16 protein-coding genes are annotated in these 22,505 nt (G+C 68.4%); 7 read left to right on the top strand and 9 right to left on the bottom strand.

Annotated features, from left to right (window positions below):
- Window positions 1–153: 153 nt before the first annotated feature.
- The 4 genes from ABZ490_RS22530 to ABZ490_RS22515 all read right to left on the bottom strand — a co-directional run bounded on the left by ABZ490_RS22530 (window position 154) and on the right by ABZ490_RS22515 (window position 5,311).
- On the bottom strand, window positions 154–915 hold the full coding sequence (locus ABZ490_RS22530) for a carbohydrate ABC transporter permease (RefSeq protein ID WP_358992813.1): 762 nt from the start codon (window positions 913–915) through the stop codon (window positions 154–156).
- 53 nt (window positions 916–968) lie between these two features.
- Window positions 969–1,952 (bottom strand): sugar ABC transporter permease, encoded by a 984-nt coding sequence (locus ABZ490_RS22525; RefSeq protein WP_358992680.1) that lies wholly within the window; start codon window positions 1,950–1,952, stop codon window positions 969–971.
- A 115-nt stretch (window positions 1,953–2,067) separates the two neighbouring features.
- Window positions 2,068–3,327, bottom strand: coding sequence for an extracellular solute-binding protein (locus ABZ490_RS22520; RefSeq protein ID WP_358992679.1), 1,260 nt, complete (start codon window positions 3,325–3,327; stop codon window positions 2,068–2,070).
- 79 nt (window positions 3,328–3,406) lie between these two features.
- Window positions 3,407–5,311, bottom strand: coding sequence for a beta-L-arabinofuranosidase domain-containing protein (locus tag ABZ490_RS22515; RefSeq protein WP_358992677.1), 1,905 nt, complete (start codon window positions 5,309–5,311; stop codon window positions 3,407–3,409).
- 328 nt (window positions 5,312–5,639) lie between these two features.
- Here ABZ490_RS22515 and ABZ490_RS22510 point away from each other — a divergent pair, with 328 nt between their 5' ends.
- Window positions 5,640–6,659 (top strand): LacI family DNA-binding transcriptional regulator, encoded by a 1,020-nt coding sequence (locus ABZ490_RS22510; protein ID WP_358992675.1) that lies wholly within the window; start codon window positions 5,640–5,642, stop codon window positions 6,657–6,659.
- Between the two features lie 395 nt (window positions 6,660–7,054).
- On the opposite strand, the gene araD is transcribed toward ABZ490_RS22510, so the two are convergent.
- The 4 genes from araD to ABZ490_RS22490 all read right to left on the bottom strand — a co-directional run bounded on the left by araD (window position 7,055) and on the right by ABZ490_RS22490 (window position 14,287).
- Window positions 7,055–7,786, bottom strand: a complete 732-nt coding sequence (araD, locus tag ABZ490_RS22505; RefSeq protein WP_358992673.1) for an L-ribulose-5-phosphate 4-epimerase AraD — start codon at window positions 7,784–7,786, stop codon at window positions 7,055–7,057.
- Window positions 7,787–7,811: 25 nt separating this feature from the next.
- Window positions 7,812–9,329, bottom strand: a complete 1,518-nt coding sequence (araA, locus tag ABZ490_RS22500; RefSeq protein ID WP_358992671.1) for an L-arabinose isomerase — start codon at window positions 9,327–9,329, stop codon at window positions 7,812–7,814.
- A 61-nt stretch (window positions 9,330–9,390) separates the two neighbouring features.
- Window positions 9,391–11,070, bottom strand: a complete 1,680-nt coding sequence (gene araB, locus ABZ490_RS22495; protein WP_358992670.1) for a ribulokinase — start codon at window positions 11,068–11,070, stop codon at window positions 9,391–9,393.
- 1,480 nt (window positions 11,071–12,550) lie between these two features.
- Window positions 12,551–14,287, bottom strand: coding sequence for a ricin-type beta-trefoil lectin domain protein (locus ABZ490_RS22490; RefSeq protein WP_358992668.1), 1,737 nt, complete (start codon window positions 14,285–14,287; stop codon window positions 12,551–12,553).
- Between the two features lie 247 nt (window positions 14,288–14,534).
- Here ABZ490_RS22490 and ABZ490_RS22485 point away from each other — a divergent pair, with 247 nt between their 5' ends.
- From ABZ490_RS22485 to ABZ490_RS22460, 6 genes are all read left to right on the top strand, one after another.
- Window positions 14,535–15,107 (top strand): ROK family protein, encoded by a 573-nt coding sequence (locus ABZ490_RS22485; protein ID WP_358992666.1) that lies wholly within the window; start codon window positions 14,535–14,537, stop codon window positions 15,105–15,107.
- Between the two features lie 816 nt (window positions 15,108–15,923).
- The gene (locus ABZ490_RS22480) at window positions 15,924–16,637 is read left to right on the top strand and encodes a type 1 glutamine amidotransferase domain-containing protein (protein ID WP_358992665.1); all 714 of its coding nucleotides are present in this window, start codon (window positions 15,924–15,926) and stop codon (window positions 16,635–16,637) included.
- 38 nt (window positions 16,638–16,675) lie between these two features.
- Window positions 16,676–16,939 (top strand): hypothetical protein, encoded by a 264-nt coding sequence (locus ABZ490_RS22475; protein ID WP_358992663.1) that lies wholly within the window; start codon window positions 16,676–16,678, stop codon window positions 16,937–16,939.
- Between the two features lie 81 nt (window positions 16,940–17,020).
- On the top strand, window positions 17,021–17,305 hold the full coding sequence (locus tag ABZ490_RS22470; RefSeq protein ID WP_358992661.1) for a transposase: 285 nt from the start codon (window positions 17,021–17,023) through the stop codon (window positions 17,303–17,305).
- Window positions 17,302–17,523, top strand: a complete 222-nt coding sequence (locus ABZ490_RS22465) for a hypothetical protein (protein WP_358992659.1) — start codon at window positions 17,302–17,304, stop codon at window positions 17,521–17,523. The genes ABZ490_RS22470 and ABZ490_RS22465 overlap by 4 nt, the downstream gene beginning before the upstream one ends.
- A gap of 598 nt (window positions 17,524–18,121) precedes the next feature.
- Window positions 18,122–20,938, top strand: a complete 2,817-nt coding sequence (locus ABZ490_RS22460; protein ID WP_358992657.1) for a SpoIIE family protein phosphatase — start codon at window positions 18,122–18,124, stop codon at window positions 20,936–20,938.
- Window positions 20,939–21,352: 414 nt separating this feature from the next.
- On the opposite strand, the gene ABZ490_RS22455 is transcribed toward ABZ490_RS22460, so the two are convergent.
- Window positions 21,353–22,042, bottom strand: coding sequence for a LuxR C-terminal-related transcriptional regulator (locus ABZ490_RS22455; RefSeq protein WP_358992655.1), 690 nt, complete (start codon window positions 22,040–22,042; stop codon window positions 21,353–21,355).
- Window positions 22,043–22,505: the final 463 nt, after the last annotated feature.

The following is a 22,505-nucleotide window of genomic DNA, read 5'->3' as shown; positions in this document are numbered from 1 at the left end:
CCACGGTGCGGCGAGGCGGCGGCTCGGGGGCCGACCGGTCACGTGGGAACCGGGCCCTCATGACGGGTGACAGCTCTGAGTGGTGTGCGGGCAAGACAGGGGCAAAGCGCGGTCCCGCCGGGTCGGTGGGCCGCGGGCGGCGGGCACCGGGGGTCAGTCCTTGACCGCGCCCGCGGTGACGCCGGCGGCCACGTACCTCTGTGCGAGGACGAGCAGGACCGCCGCGGGGATCGACGCGACGACGGCGGTGGCCATGATCGCGTTCCATTCCTGGTTGTTGTTGCCGATGTAGTGGTAGATGCCGAGGGTGATCGGCCGCCAGTCGCCGCCGCCGTCGAGCGTGTTGGCGAAGACGAAGTCCGACCAGGCCCACAGGAAGCTGAAGAGCGAGACCGTGACGAGCGCGTTGCGGCTCACCGGCACCACGACCGACCAGAAGATGCGGAAGGTCCCGGCGCCGTCGATACGGGCCGCGGCGATCAGCTCGCCGGGGATGCCGGACATGAACGCCGTGAAGATCATGACGCCGAACGGCACGGCGATGGTGGAGTCCGCGACGATCAGTCCCCACCAGGAGTTCAGCAGACCGAGGTCGAGGAAGATGCCGTAGAAGCCCATCGCCATCACGATGCCGGGGATCATCTGGGCGACCAGCAGGGCGAGGCGGAGGGCTCCCCCGCCGTAGGGCTTGAGCTTGGCCAGTGCGAAGCCGGCCGGGGCGGCGAGGAGCAGGGTGAGGGCGACCGTGCCCAGGCCGATGAGCAGGCTGGTGCCGAGGTAGGGCATCTGGTCGTTCAGCACGGCTCGATAGCCCTCGAACGTGGGATGCAGGGGGAGCAGGTCGGGCGGGCTCTTGCGCATGTCCTGCTGCGGGGTGAGGGACACGTTGAGCATCCAGTACACCGGGAACAGCATCAGCGCGGTGAGCAGCACACCGATGAACGTGTAGGTGCGCGACTTCGGCGAGTTCACGCTTCCTGCCTCCTCTGGACGCGGATGTACAGCAGGCCGAAGGCCAGGGCGATGAGGATGAGGATGTTGCCGACCGCCGCACCGGGGCCGAACTTGGGCAACAGGGTGCCGAAGCCGAGTTGGTAGGACCAGGTCGCGAGGGTGGAGGAGGCGTCACCGGGGCCGCCCTTGGTCATGATCCATATCAGATCGAAGACCTTGAGGGTGTAGACCAGGCCGAGCAGCAGGGTGATCGCCGAGACCGGGCGCAGCAGCGGGAAGGTGATCCGGCGGAACTGCTGCCAGGCGCTCGCCCCGTCCAGGGCGGCGGCCTCGTACAGCTCACCGGGGATGTTCTGCAGACCGCTGTAGAGGATGACCAGGTTGAAGGGGATGCCGATCCAGACGTTGGCGATGATCACCGAGGTCAGTGCCCAGTTCGGGGAGTCGAGCCAGTTCACCGAGTTCGCGCCCGCCAGGTGGAGGGCGTAGTTGATGACGCCGGACTCGCTGTTGAACATCCATGACCAGGTGGAGGCCGACACGATCAGCGGCAGCAGCCAGGGGATCAGGAACAGCGCCCTGAGCGTGCCGGCCAGCCGGAAGTGGCGGTTGAAGAAGACCGCGAGGGCGAGTCCGGCGGCGTACTGGAACGCGATCGACACGAAGGTGAAGACCAGGGTGTGGCGCATCGCCGGGCCGAACGTGGGATCGTCGAGGACGGTTCTGAAGTTGTCCAGGCCGGAGAAGGGCGCGTCGCCCGCCACGAACGACCGGACGGTGTAGTCGCGCAGGCTCAGGTCGAGGTTGCGGTACAGCGGATAGACGTAGAACGCAGCGAGGTAGACGGCCAGCGGCGCGAGGAACGCCAGTGCGGTCAGCCGGCTCCTGCGGCGCCGGCCGCGCCGCAGTGCCGACGTGTCCGTCCGGTCATCGGTGCCGGTCGCCGCGAACTTGATCGGTGACCGCGGTGAGCGGTGATCGACGCGGGCGGTGGTCATGCGAACTCCTGGATGCGGGTGGCCTGCCCGGGGCCGTGGTGGTGTCCGGGCGGTTGCGAGTGCCATGCGGTTCTCGAAGGAAGGGCCCCGAGACGTGCCGTGAGGGCGTCCAGCGTCAGTTGCCGCCCTTGTCGGCGGCCGTCTGTGCCGCGTCCAGTGCGGTCTGCGGGCTCTTTCCGCCGGACAGCGCGGACTGCACCGCGGTCCACATCGGCTGGGAGATGGTCGGGTACTTGGTGCCCAGACCACCGCTGGTGCGACCGCGCGCCGCGGCCACCGCGTCGACCCACGGCTTCAGCTCGGGGTTCGCCTTGACCTGCTCCCCCTGGACCGCCGCGGTGGGGGCGACGTACGCCAGCGTGGTGTCCGTCGACAGCAGGTTGGCGGAACTGGTCAGACAGGTCACGATCTTCTTGGTGACGTCGTACCGGGAGGAGTCCTTCTGGACCGGGACGGTGACGAACTCACCGCCGGTCGGCACCGGCGCCGCGCCGCCGCTCTGCGCCGGGATGCTGATGACACCGTACGGGAAACCGGCCTTGTCCGCGTTGCCGAGCTGCCAGGTGCCGTTCTCACCGAACGCGTAGTCGCCGGTGGCGAACTCCTGCCAGCTGGTGGTCTGGGTGTTCTGCAGGACGTCCTTGGGAGCGTAGCCCTCGTCGACCCACTGCTTCCACAGGGCGAGGGCGGCCACGCCCTTCGCCGAGTTCAGCTTGGTCAGGTCACCGCCGGCGCCCCAGAACCAGGGCAGGAACTGGAAGCTGCCCTCCTCGGTGTTGATCGCGGAGAACGTGATGCCCTTCTTCCCGGCCGCCTTCACCTTCTCCAGGGCCGCCGTCAGCGACGCCCAGTCCTTGACCGACGCGGGGTCGACGCCCGCCTTGGACAGGACCTGCTTGTTGTAGTAGAGGGCGAGTGTGTTGGCGCCGATCGGCACACCGTAGGGTGCGCCGTCGATCTCGCCCGCGCCGAGGATGTTCTTCTGGATCGCCGAGGTGTTCAGGCCGAGGTCGCCGGTCTTGTTGAGGATCCCGGCCTCCACCAGCGTGGAGACGACCGGGTTGTCGACGAGCATCACGTCGGGGGCGTTGCCCTGCTGGGCGGCGAGCAGCGCCTTGTTGCCCAGGTCCGTGGTGTCCATGGCGGTGCGCTTGACCGTGACACCGGCGTCGGTGCCGCACTTGGCGACGAGCTCGACCCACGGCGAGGAGGCGTCGAACTGCGGGTACGGGTCCCAGAACGTGTACGTCCCGCCGGAGTTGCCGGAGCCGGAACCGGAAGCTGACGAGTCGGAACCGCCGCCGCAGGCGGCGACGGAGGTGAGGGCGCCGATCGTGGCGACGGCGGCGATCAGGGTGCGGCGGGTGTTTCTCACGATGACCTCGTTGTCTTGGGGTGTTTCACGGAGTGCGGGGCGGAACGGGAGGAGGGCGGTGCGGGGACAGCCGTGGGGTTCAGAAGGTGGGCAGCCAGACGCGCATGCTGCCGTCCTGACGGTTGGCCCACGCGAAGTAGGGGATCGCGGTCAGTTCGAGGGGCTCGGCGGCCGGCGGCGCCTCGGTGGCCTCCGCGTTCCGGTACGGCCACCAGTCGACGTCGGGGATCTGCCGACGGTGTCCTGCGGCCACGACAGTGGTGACTCCGCCGAGCAGGTCCGGACGGTGCTGCACCGCAAGAGAGCGGGTGGTGTCGAGGACGATGTCGTCCAGGCCACCGCCGGGGTGGTCCACCTGCTCGAGGCAGTACACGAGCGGGCCGCACTCGATCGCCACGCAGCCGCGTACGGCGTCCACTCGCGGATCGGCGGCCGTGAGGCGCGGTTCCAGACCGAGTTCGAGGACGACCTCGTCGCCGGGTGCCCAGGTGCGCTCGAGCCGCAGCCAGCCGTCGCCGACCGGCGTGTCCGTCTGGTCGTACACCGTGTCCCCGCACCGGACGCGGAACTCGCCGCCCCACTGCGGGATGCGCAGCGAGAGGGTCCAGGGTCGGTCCGCCGGGGCATCCTCCACCGTCAGTCCGATCACGCCCTGCCAGGGATAGTCGGTCTCGCAGCGGACGGTGATGCCGTCGGCGGTGTAGCGGCCCGTGACGTACTGGTGGATCTGCAGGCCGCCCGCGTCACCGCTGGCGAGGTAGTGCTCCAGGGAGGCCAGCAGGCGCATCACGTTGGGCGGGCAGCAGGCGCAGCGGAACCAGCGGGTGCGGCGGGCGGACTGGTCGCCTCCGGTATCGGTGTGCCCGTCGCGGACCTGGAGCGGGTTGACGTACAGCCAGCGCTCGCCGTCCAGCGAGACGCCCGCCAGGAAGCCGTTGTACAGGGTGCGCTCGATGAGGTCCGAGTAGCGGGCCTCGCCGGTCAGCAGGGCCATACGCCAACTCCACTGGACCGAAGCGATGGCGGCGCAGGTCTCGCAGTACGCCCGCTCGTTGGGCAGCTCGTACGGATCGCCGAAGTCCTCCTCGTCGTGATGGGCGCCGAGACCGCCGGTGAGGTGGGTCTTGGTCGCGGTCATCGCCGACCACAACCGTTCCGCGGCGGCACGCAGTTCCGTGTCCCCGGTCTCGGTCGCCAGGTCGGTCGCGGCGGCCAGCAGGTACAACTGGCGTACGGCGTGTCCTTCGACGTTGCTCGCGTCGCGCAGCGGGACGCGGTCCTGGCAGTAGGCCTCACCGCCGAGCAGTCCATGGCCGAAGCGGTCGACGAAGTAGCCGGCCAGGTCCAGGTAGCGGCGCTCCCCGGTCTCCCGGTACAGCTCCACCAGGGCGGTCTCCACCTCGGGGTGACCGTCGATGCCGTCGAGTGGCTTTCCGCTGTCCGCAGGGCCGAAGACGCTGCCGATATGGTCCGCGAACCTCACGGCCACGTCGAGGAGTTCAGGGCGTCCGGTGGCCCGGTGGTGGGCTACCGCGGCCTGGATCAGGTGCCCGGCGCAGTACAGCTCGTGGCCCCAGCGCAGGTCCTTGTACCGCTCGCCGCCTCTGAGCAACTGGAACCACGTGTTCAGGTAGCCGTCGGGCTGCTGCGCCTGCGCGACGAGGGAGACGATCCGCTCCACCTCGGCCGCGAGCGGGCCGTCGGCATCAGGAGTCCCCTGGGCGAGTTGCCAGGCCGCGGCCTCCAGCCACTTGTAGACGTCCGAGTCTACGAACGGGTACCCGCCCTGGAACTCGCCCTCGGCGGTGCCCGCCACCAGCCGCAGGTTGTGCAGGTTCCCCGCCGACTCCAGCAAGCCGGGGCCCTGCGGGATGGAGGTGCGCGCGTTCACTTCCCGCCTGGTGCCCCAGAAGCCGGCGCTCACCTCGACGACGGCGGGGGCCAGCACGGCCTTGGCACCCGGACCGAGGCGAACCGGGCCCATGGGGGCGCGCCCCGCTTCGGGCGAGGCCGAGGACGTGGAGGAAGGCACGGCGAAACGTGGGCGGGGCATGGCTCTCCGAAGAGGTAGATGGGGAAACGGGTAAGGTCCGGCGCACGTTGGATGTCATGCGTCCTGGAAGCGCACTGGCGGTGTTCCACCCCTGGAACCCGTTTGAGAAAACGTTTTTCTGCCGGGAAAAGTAGGTAGCGGGAGGGCGCGAGTCAAGGGGTTCGCGACAAGTTTTTGCCGAATTACTGTCAGACCTGGTCAGCTGCATCGAACGGTGCCAGGATGGGCATGCCGACCCCGTCTAGGAAAAGGATTGCGCGTGACCGGCGTACCAGGTTCTCCCCCAGCCGGGCGGGCGAAGCTCGCCGATGTTGCCAAGCTGGCCGGCGTCAGTGTGGGGACGGCCTCGAAAGCTCTGAACGGCAGCGGCAGGATGCGGCCCGAGACGCGCCAGCGTGTCCTGGCCGCCGTCGAGGCGCTCGACTTCCGACCCAACCAGCATGCGCAGAGCCTGCATACGGGCCGCAGCTGGACCGTCGGGCTGATGACGACCGATGGCATCGGCCGCTTCAGCACTCCTGTGTTGCTGGGCGCCGAGGACGCGCTCGGCGCCGGGAAGATCTCCGTGCTGCTGTGCGACACCCGTGGCGACGCCATCCGCGAGCAGCACCACCTGAGCAACCTGGTGGACCGGCGGGTGGACGGCATCATCGTCACCGGCCGCCGCACCGACCCACGTCCGCCCCTGAAAGGGATCGATCCGATACCGACGGTCTACGCGCTCTCTCCGTCCACCAACCCGGACGACATGTCCATCGTGTCCGACGACCGGAGCGGAGCGCAGCTGGCCATCGAGCATCTGCTCGCGACGGGCCGCACCCGCATCGCGCATGTGACCGGCCCGGCACACCACGCAGCCTCCCGGGACCGCGCCCGGCACACCGTCGACATGCTCGAACGCTCCTCGCTGGAGCTCGCGACCGGTCGGGTCCACTTCGGCGAGTGGAGCGAGGCCTGGGGTCGCCGCGCCGCCGAGGCGGTCCTGCGTACCGCGCCGGACACGGACGCCTTCTTCTGCGGCAACGATCAGATCGCCAGGGGCGTCGCCGACAGCCTGCGCGAGAACGGCATTAACGTCCCCGGCCAGGTGGCCATCGTCGGCTACGACAACTGGGACATCATGGCGCTGGCCTCCCGTCCGCCCCTCACCACGATTGACACGGACCTCGCCGAGATCGGTCGGCAGGCCGCGCTCCGACTCCTGGACGCCATCGGCTCCGCACCGGAACCGGGGCTGCACACGGTTCCCTGCCGCCTCGTCGTACGCGAATCGAGCTGAGCCGCGGCGAGGAGCCCGCGGGGCCGGGCAGGCACACCGGTTTGCGGGTCCGCACGCCGACGGCAGGAAGACGTGTCCGGCGTCCGTCGACCGATCCGTGAGTCCTTCCGAGAGACGCCACGCGGCTGCTTCCGTACGTACGCTGCCGGGAGCCGTTCCGGCGTGGTTTCCGCCGTGGCAAGGGCCAGAGCCCAGGGGTTCCGGAGCGCTGCCCGAACATGCCCCGGGAGCGTGAACGGGACACAGCCCGCGGTCCGGCGTCATGATCCCTCCGCCCGTCGCCACCACGGGTCCGACCTGCTGCCGGCAACGCGCGAGCACACGAAGGGCGGACTGTTTCAGGCCTCGACCAGTCGGATGAAGCCCACCCCCGGAGGGGCTGCGGGTACGACCGGTCATACCGAGGCGGTGAGCCCTGGGTCCGGGTTGCCGTAGTAGGCGTCTGGGCCGTGTTTGCGGTCGTAGTGCCGGGCCAGGAGGTGCGGAGGTGGCGGAGCCGTCGGGAAGAGGGACAGCGTGTGCAGGGCGATGTCGGCGACGGCCTCGCAGATGATCGCGTGTTCCAGGGACTTGCGGGCCGACGGACCCCAGGTGAAGGGGCCGTGGTTGGCGACCAGGGCACCAGGGACCTGGCTCGCCCTGCGATCGTCTCTCTCCAGCATCTCCACGATGACGTGGCCGGTGTTGTACTCGTAGTCCTTCGCGCACTGTTCGGCGGTCAGGTCAGGCGTGCAGGGCACAGGGCCGTTGAAGGTGTCGGCGTGTGTGGTGCCGAGGACGGGGAGGTCACGGCGGGCCTGGGCGAAGGCGACGGCGTGGGTGGAGTGGGTGTGGGTGATCCCGCCGATGGACGGGAATGCCAGGTAGAGGCAGCGGTGGGTCTCGGTGTCGGTGGAGGGGCGCAGATGGCCGTCGACGATCGCGCCGTCGGAGAGACGGACGGTCACCAGGTCGTCGAGGGTCAGATCCTCGTAGCGGACGCCAGAGGGCTTGATGACGAACACCCCGGCCTTCCGGTCGACCCCGCTGACGTTTCCCCAGGTCAGGGTCCCCAAGCCGGCCTGCGGGATGGCGAGGTTCGCCGCCAGGACCTCCTGCCGCAGCCCGTCGCGGACGCGCATGTTCATCGGTCGTCTCCTTCGGCGCGGGGGGTCACAGGGCCTGCGCAAGGCGGTGGTAGGCAGCGTTCCAGCGGACTTCCCTGGCGAAATGCTCGGTGCTGGTGTTCTCGTCGATGCTGAGGAGTTCGACGCGGGTCATGGCCGCGTAGTCGGTGAGTGTCTCGATGTCGACGGCCGAGCTGAGGACGGTGTGGTGCGGGGCGCCGGCGAGCAGCCAGCTCTCCGCGGACTCCGCCAGGGACGGGCGCGGCTTCCAGACGGCCCGGGCGACCGGCAGGCGGCGCAGCGGCTCGCTGAGGGCGATGACGTCGACGGCGTTGGCGGTGAGGCGGAAGCGGTCGCCGAGGTCGGAGAGGCCGACGACGACCGCGGGGCCGGGTGCGGCGTCGAAGACCAGGCGAACGGGGTCCTCGCGGCCGCCGATGGACAGCGGGTGGATCTGGCAGCTGGGGCGGTCGGCCGCGATGGAGGGGCAGACCTCCAGCATGTGGGCACCCAGGACGCGGGGGGTGCCGGGGCCGAGGTGGTAGGTGTAGTCCTCCATGAAGCTGGTGCCACCGGGACGGTCGGCGCCCATGACCTTCATCGTGCGCAGCAGTGCCGAGGTCTTCCAGTCGCCCTCGCCGCCGAAGCCGTACCCGTCGGCCATCAGGCGCTGCACCGCGATGCCGGGCAGTTGGCGCAGTCCGCCGAGATCCTCGAAGTTGGTGGTGAAGGCGGTGAAGCCGCCCTCGGTGAGGAAAGCGCGCAGGCCCAGTTCGAGGCGGGCGGCGTAGAGCAGCGAGTCGTGGCGGACGCCGCCGGGGCGCAGTGCCGGGACGACGTCGTACGACTCGACGTACTCTGCGGCGAGTGCGGTGGCGGCCTTGTCCTCGACTTGGTCCACGACGGCAACCAGGTCGTTGACGGCGTAAGTGTTGACGGAGAACCCGAACCGCAGTTGGGCTTCCACCTTGTCGCCCTCGGTAACGGCGACGTCGCGCATGTTGTCGCCGAAGCGTGCCAGGCGCAGGCTGCGCGAGGTGTGGCGGCCTGCGGCGGCCCTGGCCCAGGCCGCGACGCGTCGGATGACGCGCGGGTCGGTCGCGTGACCTGCGACAATTTTGCGGTCGATGCCGACGCGGGACTCGATGTGGCCGAACTCGCGGTCGCCGTGGGCGGCCTGGTTGAGGTTCATGAAGTCCATGTCGATGCTCGGCCAGGGCAGCGACAGGTTGTACTGCGTGTGCAGGTGCAGCAGGGGCCGGTCCAGGGCGCCGAGCCCGGCGATCCACATCTTCGCGGGCGAGAAGGTGTGCATCCAGGCGATCACGCCCACGCAGGCATCGGAGACACTCGCCTCCTGGCACATCCGGCGGATCGACTCGGCGTCGGTGAGGACCGGCTTCCACACGATCCGGACCGGGATCTTTCCGGGGTCGCCGAGAATCCTGGCGATGCTCCGCGACTGCTCGGCCACCTGACGCAGGACGTCGTCGCCGTACAGGCCCTGGCTGCCGGTGAGAAACCAGACCTCCTGGTCGGCGTACGGCTTGGCTGATGTGCTCATCATCATTCCTTTCGGACGTTCAAGTGTTCCGCGCCGGCAGGGCATTGCCGGGCGCGAAGGCTCAGGAGGAGGCCTCGGCTCGCATACGGCGCAGACGGTGCATGACCTCGTTGGTGCCGCGGCCGAAGTAGTCGTGCAGCACCCGGTACTCCGCGTACATACGCTCGTAGGACGCAGCACGCTCGGGGTCGGGCTGGTAGACCCCGCGCCGGACCTTGCCCATGGCGCGCGCGGCGGCGCGGATGTCGGGGTACGCCCCGGCGGCGACCGCCGCGTGCATGGCGGCCCCGAGCGCCGGTCCCTGTGCGGAGCCGATGACGCCCAGCGGGCGGCGCGTCACATCGGCATAGATCTGCATGAGCAGGGCGTTCTTCGTCAGGCCGCCCGCGATGATCAGTTCCCGTACCGGTACGGCAGCGGTTTCGAAGGCGTCGATGATGGTGCGGGTGCCGAAGGCGGTCGCCTCCAGCAGGGCGCGGTAGACGTCCTCGGGGCGAGTGGACAGGCTCTGGCCCAAGAGAACGCCGCTGAGGTCGTGGTCGACCAGGATCGACCGGTTGCCGCTGTGCCAGTCCAGGGCGATCAGGCCGTGCTCGCCGACGCGCTGCCCGGCCGCGAGTTCCGTCAGGTACTCGTGCGGGCTCTGGCCGGCGGCCGCAGCGCGCTCGGCGTACTCAGCGGGCAGGCTGGTGCGGATGAACCAGGCGAAGATGTCTCCGACTCCGCTCTGTCCGGCCTCGTAGCCCCACAGTCCGGGCAGGATGCCGCCATCGACGACACCGCACATCCCGGGGACCGTACCGCGCTGGTCGGAGCTCATCACATGGCAGGTGGAGGTGCCCATGATGGCGACCATCTGGCCGGGCTCCACGGCGACCGCCGCAGGGGCCGTCACATGCGCGTCGACGTTGCCCACGCAGACTGCGATGCCCTCCGGCAGACCCGTCCAGGCGGCGGCCTCGGCCGTCAACCGTCCGGCCTTCTCACCGAGTTGACCGATAGCCTGGTCCAGCTTGTCGGTGACGAAGGCGGCGAAGTCCGGGTGGAGGGCGGCCAGGTAGTCGGATGACGGGTAACTCCCCTCCTGGTACAGGCCCTTGTAGCCGGCCGTGCAGGCGTTGCGGACATACGCACCGCACAGCCGCCACACGATCCAGTCCGCCGCCTCCACCCAGCGCTCGGTGCGCCGGTAGATCTCCGGATCCTCCTCCAGGACCTGCAGCGCCTTGGCGAACTCCCATTCCGAGGAGACCTTTCCGCCGTACCGCCCCAGCCACGGTTCCTTCCGCTCGGCGGCCAGCGCGTTGATCCGGTCGGCCTGGCCCTGCGCGGCGTGGTGGCGCCACAGCTTGACGTAGGCGTGCGGGCGGGTGGTGTACTCGGGGAGTTCGCACAGGGGGGTGCCGTCGGCGAGTGCCGGCAGGACGGTGCAGGCGGTGAAGTCGGTGCCGATGCCGATCACCTGTTCCGGCCGCACTCCGGCACGGGCGACAGCCTCGGGTACGGCGGTGCGCAGGACGTCGGTGTAATCCGAGGGCACCTGCAGGGCCCAGTCGGGGGGCAGCGGCGTACCGTCGGGCAGTTCCCGGTCGAGAACAGCGTGCTGGTACGGGTGCTCCGCCACGCCCAGCTCGGCGCCGTCCCGGACGCGGACCACCACAGCCCGCCCTGACAGCGTGCCGAAGTCCACCCCGACGACACAGAGGTCGCGGCTCGTCGATTCATCATGCTCTGCGTGCACCGGCCGTCCTTAGCGTGTTCGGATGATTGTGAGGCGACGGGCAACCCATTTGTTCGATCTATCGACCATCGTTCGGAACGCTCCGCGGTGCGGCTCATCCCTCCTCGAACATCCCCATCAGGGCCGCGCGGACCCTCGCCGCGCGACATCGTTGAGAAAATGATTGCTCAGGTCGTTGCGCCATCTTGACCCGCCAAACCCTGCACGTAAACCCCCAACGCTCCACCTCTGCGAACAAGCCCCCCAACGGGACCCCTCCGGAAGAATAAGATGCTTGCAAGCTGGACAAACAGTAGATATGTGACACCCGTCACACTGTCCTTTCCGGGCAGTTGATCCAGCCGCACGGATCCCGCGTCGGCCACGTCAACACGCAGCTTTGACAGCTCAATGAGAAAGCCTTTTCTCATGAGCGGGTGAGAGCCCTGCGGGTCATACCCAATCGAGCGACGACACGCGCGATCGCGGCCATCCACCGAGCTGGGCCGGCCTGGAGATCTCCTCCTCAGGCCGCTCGATGGCACGTGCGAGAGCGGCGCCCTCCTCGAGAAGGCGCTCGCTGTCGGACAACCGCAGCGGCCACGCTTCGGCGACCCGAGTTGATCAGCGCGAGGGCACGCAGATCACTCCGAAGGACGATGTCGGACGCCGGTCCTGCCTGTCCCGGGCGTCGGCAGCATCTCCAACGGCTCGAGCACACCTTCCAGATGACCGCGCAGCCCGGCCGGCAGGTACCCAGGGGAGGCGATCGCAACAGGCAGACGACCTCGGGCATCCGGCGGCCTGGCATTGGCACACTTCCGTGCGGTCTTCACAAGGGCGGACGCCTCCTCCACGCGGAGCCGGCAAAGACCAGCGATCGCACATACATGCCGGCGCGAGCTCACTCTCGTCCGCCCTGGCGGGGAAGGTAGACAGCAGCTCCTCGATGATGGCCGCCCGGCCGTCGAGTGTCAGGCTCAGCGAGCGGCTGGGTGCCCTCGGACCAGTCGCCCGCGGCCTGCAGATGGCGGGCGGAGTCGCCGGCAACGGGGCCCGTCCCGACAACCGGCCTGCAACAAGTCCGTCCAGATCAGGCAATTCCTCGGGTCGCGCTCAGCCAGTCGGTCAGTGCGCTGTGAGAGCTCACGGGGCTGCTCGACCTGAACTCCTCGGAGCTGATCAAGCTCGTCCGGGGACACCAGCGCCACGGCCGGCAACGCATCGCCGCGACGGTCCTGCGGCAGGAGGCCCCGCTGGTTCTGGTGGTCATGGACGATCGGGACCTGCGCGCCGAGCAACTGCTGGTCGTCCTCAAGCTCATCCGCCTGGCCGGCCATCTGCCGCACGTGTACCAGCTGACCAGCTTCGACGAGCAGGCCCGGGTGGACGCCCCTCAGCAGGCCCACCTCGTCGGCTCGGAGGCCTGGCGCGCCCAGAAAATCCTCGTAACCGGAGGGAGGGCGCGGGCGAGCGGGGAGGTACCCACCCGCGCCCCTCGTCAGCCGGCCGAGGCCATGGACCACTTCTGGTTGGGGTTGCCGGTGCAGCTCCACAGCTGCGCGGGGGACCCGTTCGCCGTACCGTTGTTGGTCACATCAAGGCAGAGACCGGACAGGTCGTTGGCGACGCTGCCGTCCGCGCGGAACGTCCACTTCTGGCTGCTGCCGCCGTTGCAGTCCCAGGTGACGACCTTCGTGCCGTTCGTGGTGCCGTTGCCGTACGCGCCCAGGCACTTGCCCGCGATCTGCAACTCCCGGCTTCCGGAGTACAGGTACTGCTGGCCGGCGTTGCCGGAGACGCAGTCCCAGATGTACTGCTGCACTCCGTTGGCCGGGGTGCCGCGGTCGTCGAGGCAGCGGTTCGAGCCCTGGCCGACGATCTGCGCGGCGGCCGTCTGTGCGCCCTGGGTAAAGGTGACCGTGGCGTGCGAGGGGAGGGTGTAGGAGAAGGATCCGGCGTTGTTCCAGGTCGTGGTGAAGGTGGTGGCGGACGAGTTGTTGTTGTAGGCGGCCAGCACCTCGCCGCCGTCGGGGTTCTTGTAGGCCTGGGCCCAGATGCCACCGCCGTCGCTGTAGCCGATCCGAGTCGCGCCGGGGACGACGAACTTCGAGAACTGGCCCAGCTGGTAGTAGTTGTTGGTGTACGTGGCCTTGCCGGTGGCCTGGTCGACGGTCACCAGGCCGGTGCAGTTGTCACAACCGACGCCCATCTTCGGACCGCCGTTTGTGTCGAGCGCCAGGTTCCACAGCAGGGCGCCGTTGGCCCAGTTGAAGGTGGACTCCAGGGCGAGCTGAGCTGCGTTCATCGGGGCGATGCCCGGCCCGGTGGAGCACTCGCTCTCGTAGATCCGCTTGTCCGGGGCTGCGTTGTGGATGGTGGTCATGCCGCCCAGGTCGTTGCGGTAACAGTGCCACGCCGTGCCGTACATCGCGTCGCGGGTCGGTTGGTTGTTCAGCAACGTGTTGGCGTAGTTGACGTCCACGTGGTCGGCGTCCCCACCGAGGATCTTCGTGTCACCGAGCCCGGCCTGCTGCAGTGCGGGAGCGAGGTTGTTGGCGATGAACGTCGCCTCGTTCCCCGCGGGCCACAGCATGGCGGAGTAGGTCGAGGGGGAGATCGTCGGCTCGTTCTGCGGGGTGATGCCCCAGACGTTGACGCCCTTCGCCTTGTACTCCTGGAGGTACTTCACGTAGTACTGCGCCAGCGGGTCGTACATGTCGGAGCGCAGGGTGCCGTTGCCCGTACCCAACATGGTGTTGGTCGTCTTCATCCAGGCCGGCGGGCTCCAGTCGTTGGCGAAGAGCTTCATCGACGGGTTGAGCGCCTGGGCCTGCTTGATGATCGGGATGATGTACGCGTCGTCGTGAGCCGTGGAGAAGTTCGCCAGGGTGGGGTCGGCGACGCCGCCGTTGTCGTCGTAGGAGTACGTGCCGGGACTGCTCACGGGCGTGGCGGTGTAGTCGGACGAGCCCATCGGCGTCCGCATCAGCGACAGTCCGATGCCCGGGCCGCGGGTGAACAGGTCGCGCATCACCTGGTCCCGGGTGGCCGCGCTGAGCTTGCTCTGCAGCAGGTACGCCGAGGTGTCGGTGAAGGCGGCGCCGAAGCCGTCGATGGTCTGGAAGCTCTTGGTGTCGTCCACCGTCAGGTTCACGGTTCCCGAGGACACCGGTCCGAGCGTGATGCCCGGCTGCGGGGTGAGCGCCTGGCTCAGGTCGGACGTCGTCAGGGTCACGCCGATCACCGTGCTCGCGGCATGGGCCTGAGTCGGCCCGAGAACCGCCATCCCGCCTACGGCGGCCACCGTCAGCGCCGTGACCTGCGCACCTGCGCTGCGGAGTCTGTGTCTGAGAAGCATGGAAGCAGTCCCTCTTCCCGCCTTGGCCCCATCGGCCTCCGTCCAGAAGCCGGACATTTGTCAGGGCCGTTGATTAATTGGCCCACACTATTGAGACCCGAAGTGGCCGAAGTCAAGACCTGCGATGCAGATGATGACCTTCGAGGCAAAGCCGCTCACATACCCGGCGCGACGGCCTCCAGCATCGAACTGCACCGGTCACGGCGCTCCCTCACCTTGCGCCACCTGCACCGATCCGGCGCGCCTGACATCACTTCACTTTCGTCGCCGGAGCGGATACGGACCGCGGAAGTTCGGCGGCGAGCGCGCCCTGCTCGAGGCCGCGCAGCGCGACCCGTCGACAACCGGCCGCGAAGCCGTACGCGCAGTCGTCGAAGCGGCCTGCCGGGGCGACGTCACGGCCCGTGCCGCCCTGCAGTGCATAGGCGACTGGCACGGCATCGGCGTCGCCACCCTGGTCAACATCCTCAACCCACGCACCGTGGTCTTCGGCGGGAGGCTCCGCGAGGTCTTCCTCGCCTCGGCCGCGCACATCCGCAGCCGCGTCAACAGTCATGCTCTCGCAGCCTGCCGCCAGAACCTGCGGCTCCGCGTCGGCGTACTCGGCGACAACGCGGTTCTCATCGGTGCCGCAGAACTCGCCTTCTCCGCCATCCTCGCGAACCCGATGGAGACACTGGCCCAGGCCAACACGTAGTCGGTGGCTCCCCGGCGCCGCGGGGAACGTCGTGAACGCCGCCAGCACCCGGCCCCGAACGTCCTCCCAGGCGGAGCAGCGGGGGCGCGCGGGGACCTGGCAGCGGTGGCAGGCGCTGAAGGCAGTGCACCACTTGTGTGGTGATGTGGTGCCTCGCCAAGGGGCCGCGCTCTCCCCGAGGGCATCACAGAACTGTTCGACGTCGTCTACCTCAACCGCCACTACAGCTGGTACGTCGCCGGCTGCGAGCTCATCACCGCCGCGGCGTTCCTGGAAGGCGAACCAGGCCGCTGGGCGGAGACGTTCGGCAAGCCCTTCCTCAGGAGCGAGTACGGCGGCGGACGCCCTGCCCGGTCTGCACTCGGTGTGGGAGACGCCGAGGACGTAGAAGTACCAGGTCGCCCATCTCGCGGCGGCCGACCGCGCGTTCGACCAGGCCGCCCCGGGCCGTTGTCGGCAAGCATGGCCTTGGGTCTTCCGGACGAGGGGCTGTAGTACTCCAGTAGCAATCGCCGCTCCCCGATTCACTTCCTGAGTACCGGGTGCACAGTGAAACCCACCCCTACATTGAGGTCGGGTCCCCGAGCACGCTCACGCATTCTGGGCTCGATGCACACCGTTGCCGGCCAAGGACGTTCACATGAACTCTCCTCGAAACGATGAATCGCACTTCTTCAAGCGGCTCATCGCAGGCCTGGCTGCGGTTACTGCAGCCAGCGGCATCATCGTCGGCGCCCTCACTCGGTCACGCCGGAAAGGTGTTCCCTGCCGAGAGGCCCTGCTTTCATCGCCACTCATACGTCACAGAGGAACTCCATGGCCCGTACGAACCGCATTCTCGTCATCGTCACCAGCGTCGGCGAGTACGAGAAGGTCGGGTACCGCACCGGTCTCTGGCTCGGTGAACTGACCCACTTCTACGACGTCGCAGAGCAGGCCGGTTTCGAACTCACCATCGCCAGCATCGAGGGCGGACCGGTGCCACTCGACCCGGAGAGCCTCGCCCACAACGTGCTCGCCGAGCTGGGCGCCGACAAGCGGTACACCGACCGACGGTTCATGGACAAGCTCAAGGACACCCTCGCCGTAACGCAGGTCCGCGTCGACGACTACGACGCCATCTACCTCACCGGCGGTCACGGCGTGATGTTCGACTTCCACCAAAGCCGGACGCTGGAAACACTGATCGCGCAGTTCCACGAGACCGGCCGGATCGTCTCGAGCGTCTGCCACGGAGCATGCGGCCTGCTCGACGTCACACTGAGCAACGGTGAATCCCTGGTAAAGGGCAAGGATGTCACCGGCTTCTCTTGGCGCGAGGAAGAACTGGCGCAACGGGCGCACGCCGTCCCGTACAGCCTGGAGGACCGGCTCAAGGAGCTCGGAGCCCACTACAGCACGGCGGAGACATCGTTCGCCCCCCACGTCGTCGAGGACGGCCGCCTCATCACCGGACAGAACCCAAGCAGTGCGAAGGCGGTCGCTGAGGCGGTGGTCCAGCACCTTGTCCGACACCCCACCGCTACGTGACGCTTCCTGCAGGGATATGGGACGGCGAGAAGGGCGGCGTGACCGGCGACAGCCCGGTCGGCATCCGCGTGGCGCCGGTCGCGCGCGACGAGGTCCGGGAAGCTGAGCATCCACAGGCTCAGCCCACGTCCGACCGCAAGATGTCGAGGGCGAGGGCTGTGCCGTACGGGCCGCTGCGCCGACGGTGGGACTTCAGCCCCGACGGGTTCTTCCGCTATGGCGCGGACATGCTCGAGGGCACCGGCCTTGGCCGACCGGACGTCGTGACTCCGCTCTGGCCACCCGCCCAGGACGGTCCCTGATCGACCACCGCCTCTACCTGCCCGAGCACTCTTGGTGCACCGATACCGAGCATTGCCATGCGGCGGGGGTAGCCGAGTTGAGTGGAGTTCGCGACCAAGCCCTGCCTGGCCTGGGAGATGATCGCCGCCGCGCTGGACGCCGACATCACCGCCTCCTGGGTGACCGGCGACGAAGCACACGGCCAGGATCCGCAGTTGCGGACTGCCCTGGAAGCGCGCGGCATCGGCTACGCGCCGGCCGTCGCCTGCTCCACCCGGGTCCGCAACAACCACGGCCGCATTCCCCTCTGCGCCGATGTCCTCGCCCGCCGCCTGCCCGCCACGGTCCGGCAGCGGCAGTCGTCGAAGCCCTCGGCGCCGGCATGAACCAGTCGGCCATGCTCGCACGGTTCCTGCGCGAGACCGCCGCCGATGTGATGGCGCTGCCTAGTACCCCAGCCCTGCTGCACGAGTCGGCGCTGAACAACGTCTTCCCCGCAGTGCTGGAACACAATGGCATGCAGTACAGCTACCAACAGCGCGGCACCAGCCCGCCCACCCTCCGCGGGGATGGCGTTTCCCTTCACCCACCCCCGTATCGTTGACGTCACTCTCCGCCCCGACCACGTGACCAGCAAGATCCGCCGGACAGGCTCCAGTCGTGTCCCTGGCGGAGGCCTGGATCGGTTCCGTGAGCTGATCCGGACCGGCGCGGCTTCCGCCGGAACCCGTGCGGTCTCACTCTTCGCGAACAGCCGGCCCGAGTGAAAGGCGCCTCGATGGCATGCACGACGCCAGCGAAAACGTCGAGGCGCTGAATGCCCATGACGCGGCCTTCCACCTCTTCGCCCCTCTCCACCCGCGACGCCGCCCTGAGCCAGGCGGCCGCGCTGCCGCAGGTCAGCAACGCGAAGCGGGAGCTGCGCGAGCCCTGGTGTGCAAGGCACGACGCACTGGGTCCTTCACCGCGTGGAGGCGCTCGTGTCCCGTGTGTCAGGATCGGCTGACCGGTCCCGGCCAGCGCGGCGTTCCCTCAGGCGTTACGGTGAAGGCCAGCGGCACATGCGGACGGGTTCCCCGCAGCTTTCGGATCGGTACCGCTCCGCGGTCGCAACCGACACAGCAGGAGGCAAGGTGTCGGGTACAGCTACCGGGCCCGGGAACCACACCGAAGGCACCAAACCGGTGCGGCTGGGTCTGCCCGTGGCCCAGGACGAGGAACTTGACGGAGCCCAGGTGCTGCGTCTCGCCATGCGCCGAGCCGCCACCTTCCTCGATGGCGCCGGAGGTCTCGTCCACTGGCGCGGCCCTGAAGCCGACCGACCGCGCGTGGTGGCCGCTTGCGGGCAGGGCGTCGGATCACGGACAACTCTGTCCAAGGACGGGGCGTTCACCCGGGCGATGCGGACAGGGTCCTTCGCCTGGGCAGCCGACAGCGGGCTGGGGAGCACGGTCTCCGGGCTGGCTTCCGTGCCGTTGCTCAGTTCCGACGGCCCCATCGGGGCACTCTCCGTCCTCACTACGACGCCAGGTGAACCGGACCCGCCGCACCGCGCCAGTCTTCAGGAGGTGGCGGACTGGGCCGCTCTGCAACTGGAGAACGGACACGGCCCAGCGCCCGAGGGACAGCTGGCCGATGCGCCGCCCTTATTCGCCTCTTCCCTCGACCGCCTGCTGCGGACGGTTCCCTTCCGCGCCTGGGAATTCGACGTCGGCAGCGGCTCCATCACCTTCGGCGAACTGATCGCGGACCCGGCAGACCACGGTCCGCGCGCACGGGGTCACCCCGCCGACTGGCTGAGGGTCATCACCGACATCCGTAAGGCGATCGCTCTCGGGGCCCGCTACGACACCGAGTACCTTCTGCGGCAGGACGACGGCACGCTCTTCCGGGCACGGGCACGCGGACGCCTTGTGCCAGGCAAGCAGGGTTCGTCTGACCTGGTGGTGGGCGCGTTGTGGTGGGCCGGCCGGATCCCGGACCCGCGCAGCCACGGAATGCAGACCCTGCAAAGCATGCGCGAGGGGCTCCTGACCGTCTCCGAGGACTGGCGCACCACCTTCGTCAACGAGGAGGCGGAACGGGTCCTCGGCATGGACCACCGACTGATCGGCGGCGTTCTGTGGGACGGTCCCGTCGGGGCCGTACCCGGCCTGGAAAGCGTATGCCGACGCGCGGCCCAAGAGGGCAGGCCCCTCAGCATCGCGCTGCCTTGGCCGAGCGGACGCCGGCGTTTCCGCCTGCGCTGCGTCCCCGCACGGGCCAGCCGGGGCATGGCCATCCACCTCGTCGACGTGACGAACGAGGACCTTCAGGACACGGGTGGAGCGGCGGGCGAGGCGCCGCGCGAGGGTGGCGATGTCTCCGGTGCCGCGCGGGCCGCCGAACGGTCCGTCCGGATGGAAGAACTGACCGCGGCCTTGTCCGAAGCCGTCACCTCCGAGGACGTGGTGCGGGTCGTCGCCGAGCGGGTTCTGCCACCACTCGGGGCCGACAGGCTGTTGGTGGAGGTCCTCGGCGGCGACCATCTGCACATCGCGGGCGCGGCGGGATATCCGGAAGCCTTGCGGCTGGCAGCCACCGAGAAGAGGGCGATCGACCTTGTCGCCGCCGAGACGCTCAGCACGCGCATGCCTCGGTTCCTTGAGTCGACCGCGGAATTCATCGATTCCTTTCCCCAGCTGAGCAGCCTGGCTGCCGCCTCGATGAACAACGCCTGGGCTCTTCTCCCGCTCATCGCAACAGGTCGGGACATAGGCTGCTGCTTTGTCGCCTTCTCCCGGTCACGCTCCTTCTCTGATGACGAACGCACCCTGCTGACGGCGCTGAGCGGTCTGGTCGCCCAGGCTCTCGAGCGGGCCCGGCTGTATGACGTGGAGCACACCCGCGCACAGGAACTCCAGCGCGGTCTGCTGCCCCGTGAGCTGCCCCGACTCGCGTCCGTCCAGGCAGCTGCCCGCTACCTGCCGGCCGGCCACGGTGCGGAAGTGGGCGGGGACTGGTACGACGTGATCCCGCTGTCCGCCGACCGTGTCGCCATGGTGATCGGCGACGTCATGGGCCACGGGATCACCGAAGCCGCCACCATGGGCCGACTCCGCACGGCGGTTCGCACCCTCGCCGACCTCGAAATCGCCCCGGACGAACTTCTCCACCACCTCAACGACATCGTCAGCGACCTCGGCGAGGACTCCTATGCGACCTGTCTGTACTCCGTGTTCGACCCCGTCGCCCGAACCCTGACGTACTCACTGGCTGGCCATCCCCCGCCACTCATCGCCCATCCCGACGGTACGCTGCACTCCCCCGATGTGGACGGCGATCCGCCTCTGGGCGCCGCGAATCCGCCTTTCGGCACTCACCTGTTGAGTCTGCCCGCGGAGAGCCTGGTGGTGCTCTGGACCGATGGTCTGGTGGAGTCCGCCGCCCGGGACATCGATCAAGGGCTTGCCGAACTCAGGCGGACTCTGAGCAGGGCGACGACAGGGATGAGGTACTTCGACTCGAGCCGCGAGGACGGCGGCCACGAGCGCCTGGAAGATCTTTGCGACAGAATCGTCTCCGCCCTTCTCCCCCTCCAGGAACACACGAAGGACGACGCCGCCCTGCTCATCGTCCACGCCCGGTGCACCGCCGCCCACGACATCGCCGCCCACGGCCTTCCCAACGATCCACGGGCAGCCGGCCAAGCTCGGGAGTACGTCCGCCAGCAACTGGCCGCATGGGAACTGGATGATCTGGTAATGACCACGGAACTGATCGTCAGCGAAATGGTCGGCAACGTCATCAGGCATGCCAAAGGTCCCATCGCCCTGCGCCTGTTGCGCAGCCGATCACTGATCTGCGAGGTGTACGACGGCAGTCTGACCACCCCACGCATCCGCCGGGCCGCATCGACCGACGAAGGCGGCCGCGGCCTCCACCTGATAGCCACCCTCTCCCGGCGCTGGGGCGCGCGTTACCTTGAGGATGGCAAGTGCATCTGGGCCGAACAGGACCTTCCGATACCCGGCGAGTGAGCAAGAGCACCGGGGCCATGGCTGTCGTGCCGCAAGGAAGGGGGCTGCCCCACGCCCCGAGACACCTCGTGCCCGCCCTCGCGCCTGCCGGCCGGTAGGCTTGCCGGGACCTGGAAGAGCAGCTCCCCAAAGGAGCCGCTGCCGGGCGTGACCGGGGGTGATTGCACCTGGATGCGGGCCCGACGATCAGATTACGGAAATCGCGCCGGCCGAAACCCTTCGGCTGGTCCTTGCGCCCGGCGTACTCCCGGACCGCATAGACCCCACTGGGGCCGCTCACCAGGCTTGTAGCAGGTCATGCCCACCATCGACACTCGCCCGAAACGGTGGCCGCGCGCTGCTCAAGCGGCCCGGCTGGTCGTGCCAGCAGCCTGCCCGGACGGCAATCGACTCGGCGCTCCTTTCGACTGAACCCTACCTACGAGTAGGAATCGGAGCCTCCAGGCATCCCAGCCAGCACAGAATCGCCTCGGACTGACCGCGTACATGCAGCTTGCGGTAGATGCGGCTCAGATAGTTTCGGACCGACTTCTCTGTGAGGAACATCCGCTGCGCGACCTCGCGAACTTTCATGCCGGAGGCAAGCAGATCCATGGCCTGGCGTTCCCGCGGCGAAAGTATCGAGCGGTGATCCAGGCCGATCGCGGGCACGATCCGTGACCTTGCCATACCCAGTGTCACGCTTGATGAACGGCAAAATGCCCTCACTAATGAGGCTGCGATCACAGGGTCCAGAAACCCAGCGCCACGGGAGGTGCACAGGAGCGCTTCCACGAGGAGGAAATCATATCGATTCTCCAGCAGATAGGTGGTGGCCCCTTGCTCGAGAGCCAAGGACACATCGCCCCAGTCCAACGAGTGCGCCAGTACAGCGAGCGGCGGCAGCATGCCTTCCAGTTCGACGGAGAAGCGCATCAACTCCCGCGCCATTCCCTTTCCATAAAAAAGAATGACATCGTCGTTCGTGCGAATCGCGGACGAATTGGTGACCAGTCGGGCACGAGCCCCCGAAAGGTGATGCGGAATAAGACCACTAGAACTGACCACCGCGATTGACAAGGTGATTGGAGAAGCACTCGATCCAGTGACGATGCGAGGGGGCACTGCAGCTCCACGTGCGTGAAGGGGGGACAGGCGGGGCCTTACAGGATGACTCACTCCGCCGTAGCCAAGAAGTTATGGCATTCCCGCCTTGCGGCCATGCGACCAAAGAACTAAAAACCACCGCACCGTTTGCTACGAAAGTAGTAGTCCGTCTTCACCTGACCTGCAGCGGCCCTCGGCTGTGCGCTTCACGGTGGAACCCCCTGCCTCCGGACAGTTCGGCAGGTCACTGCGCAACGCCGACAGGACCGACAGCTTGGATGTGGCGCCGCTGGCCCTGAGGCCGGGCCGCCGGTCGGCTGCCCATCGGCGATCTAGCCAGGAGCATCGCAGCGACGCTGGGCGTCGAGCCGCTCGGCTCCGGCGATTTCGCCCGGCAGATGATCGAGACTGCCGAGCGGGTGAGGTTCTGAGCTCCCGACCGATTCCGTCCCTCCCGTGGCCTCGCGGCCCGAACCGTCCT

Source organism: Streptomyces sp. NPDC005811 (assembly GCF_040630405.1).
Classification (GTDB): domain Bacteria; phylum Actinomycetota; class Actinomycetes; order Streptomycetales; family Streptomycetaceae; genus Streptomyces.
Note: the sequence above shows the minus strand (reverse complement) of the source record. Positions and strands in the feature narration are given on the sequence as shown.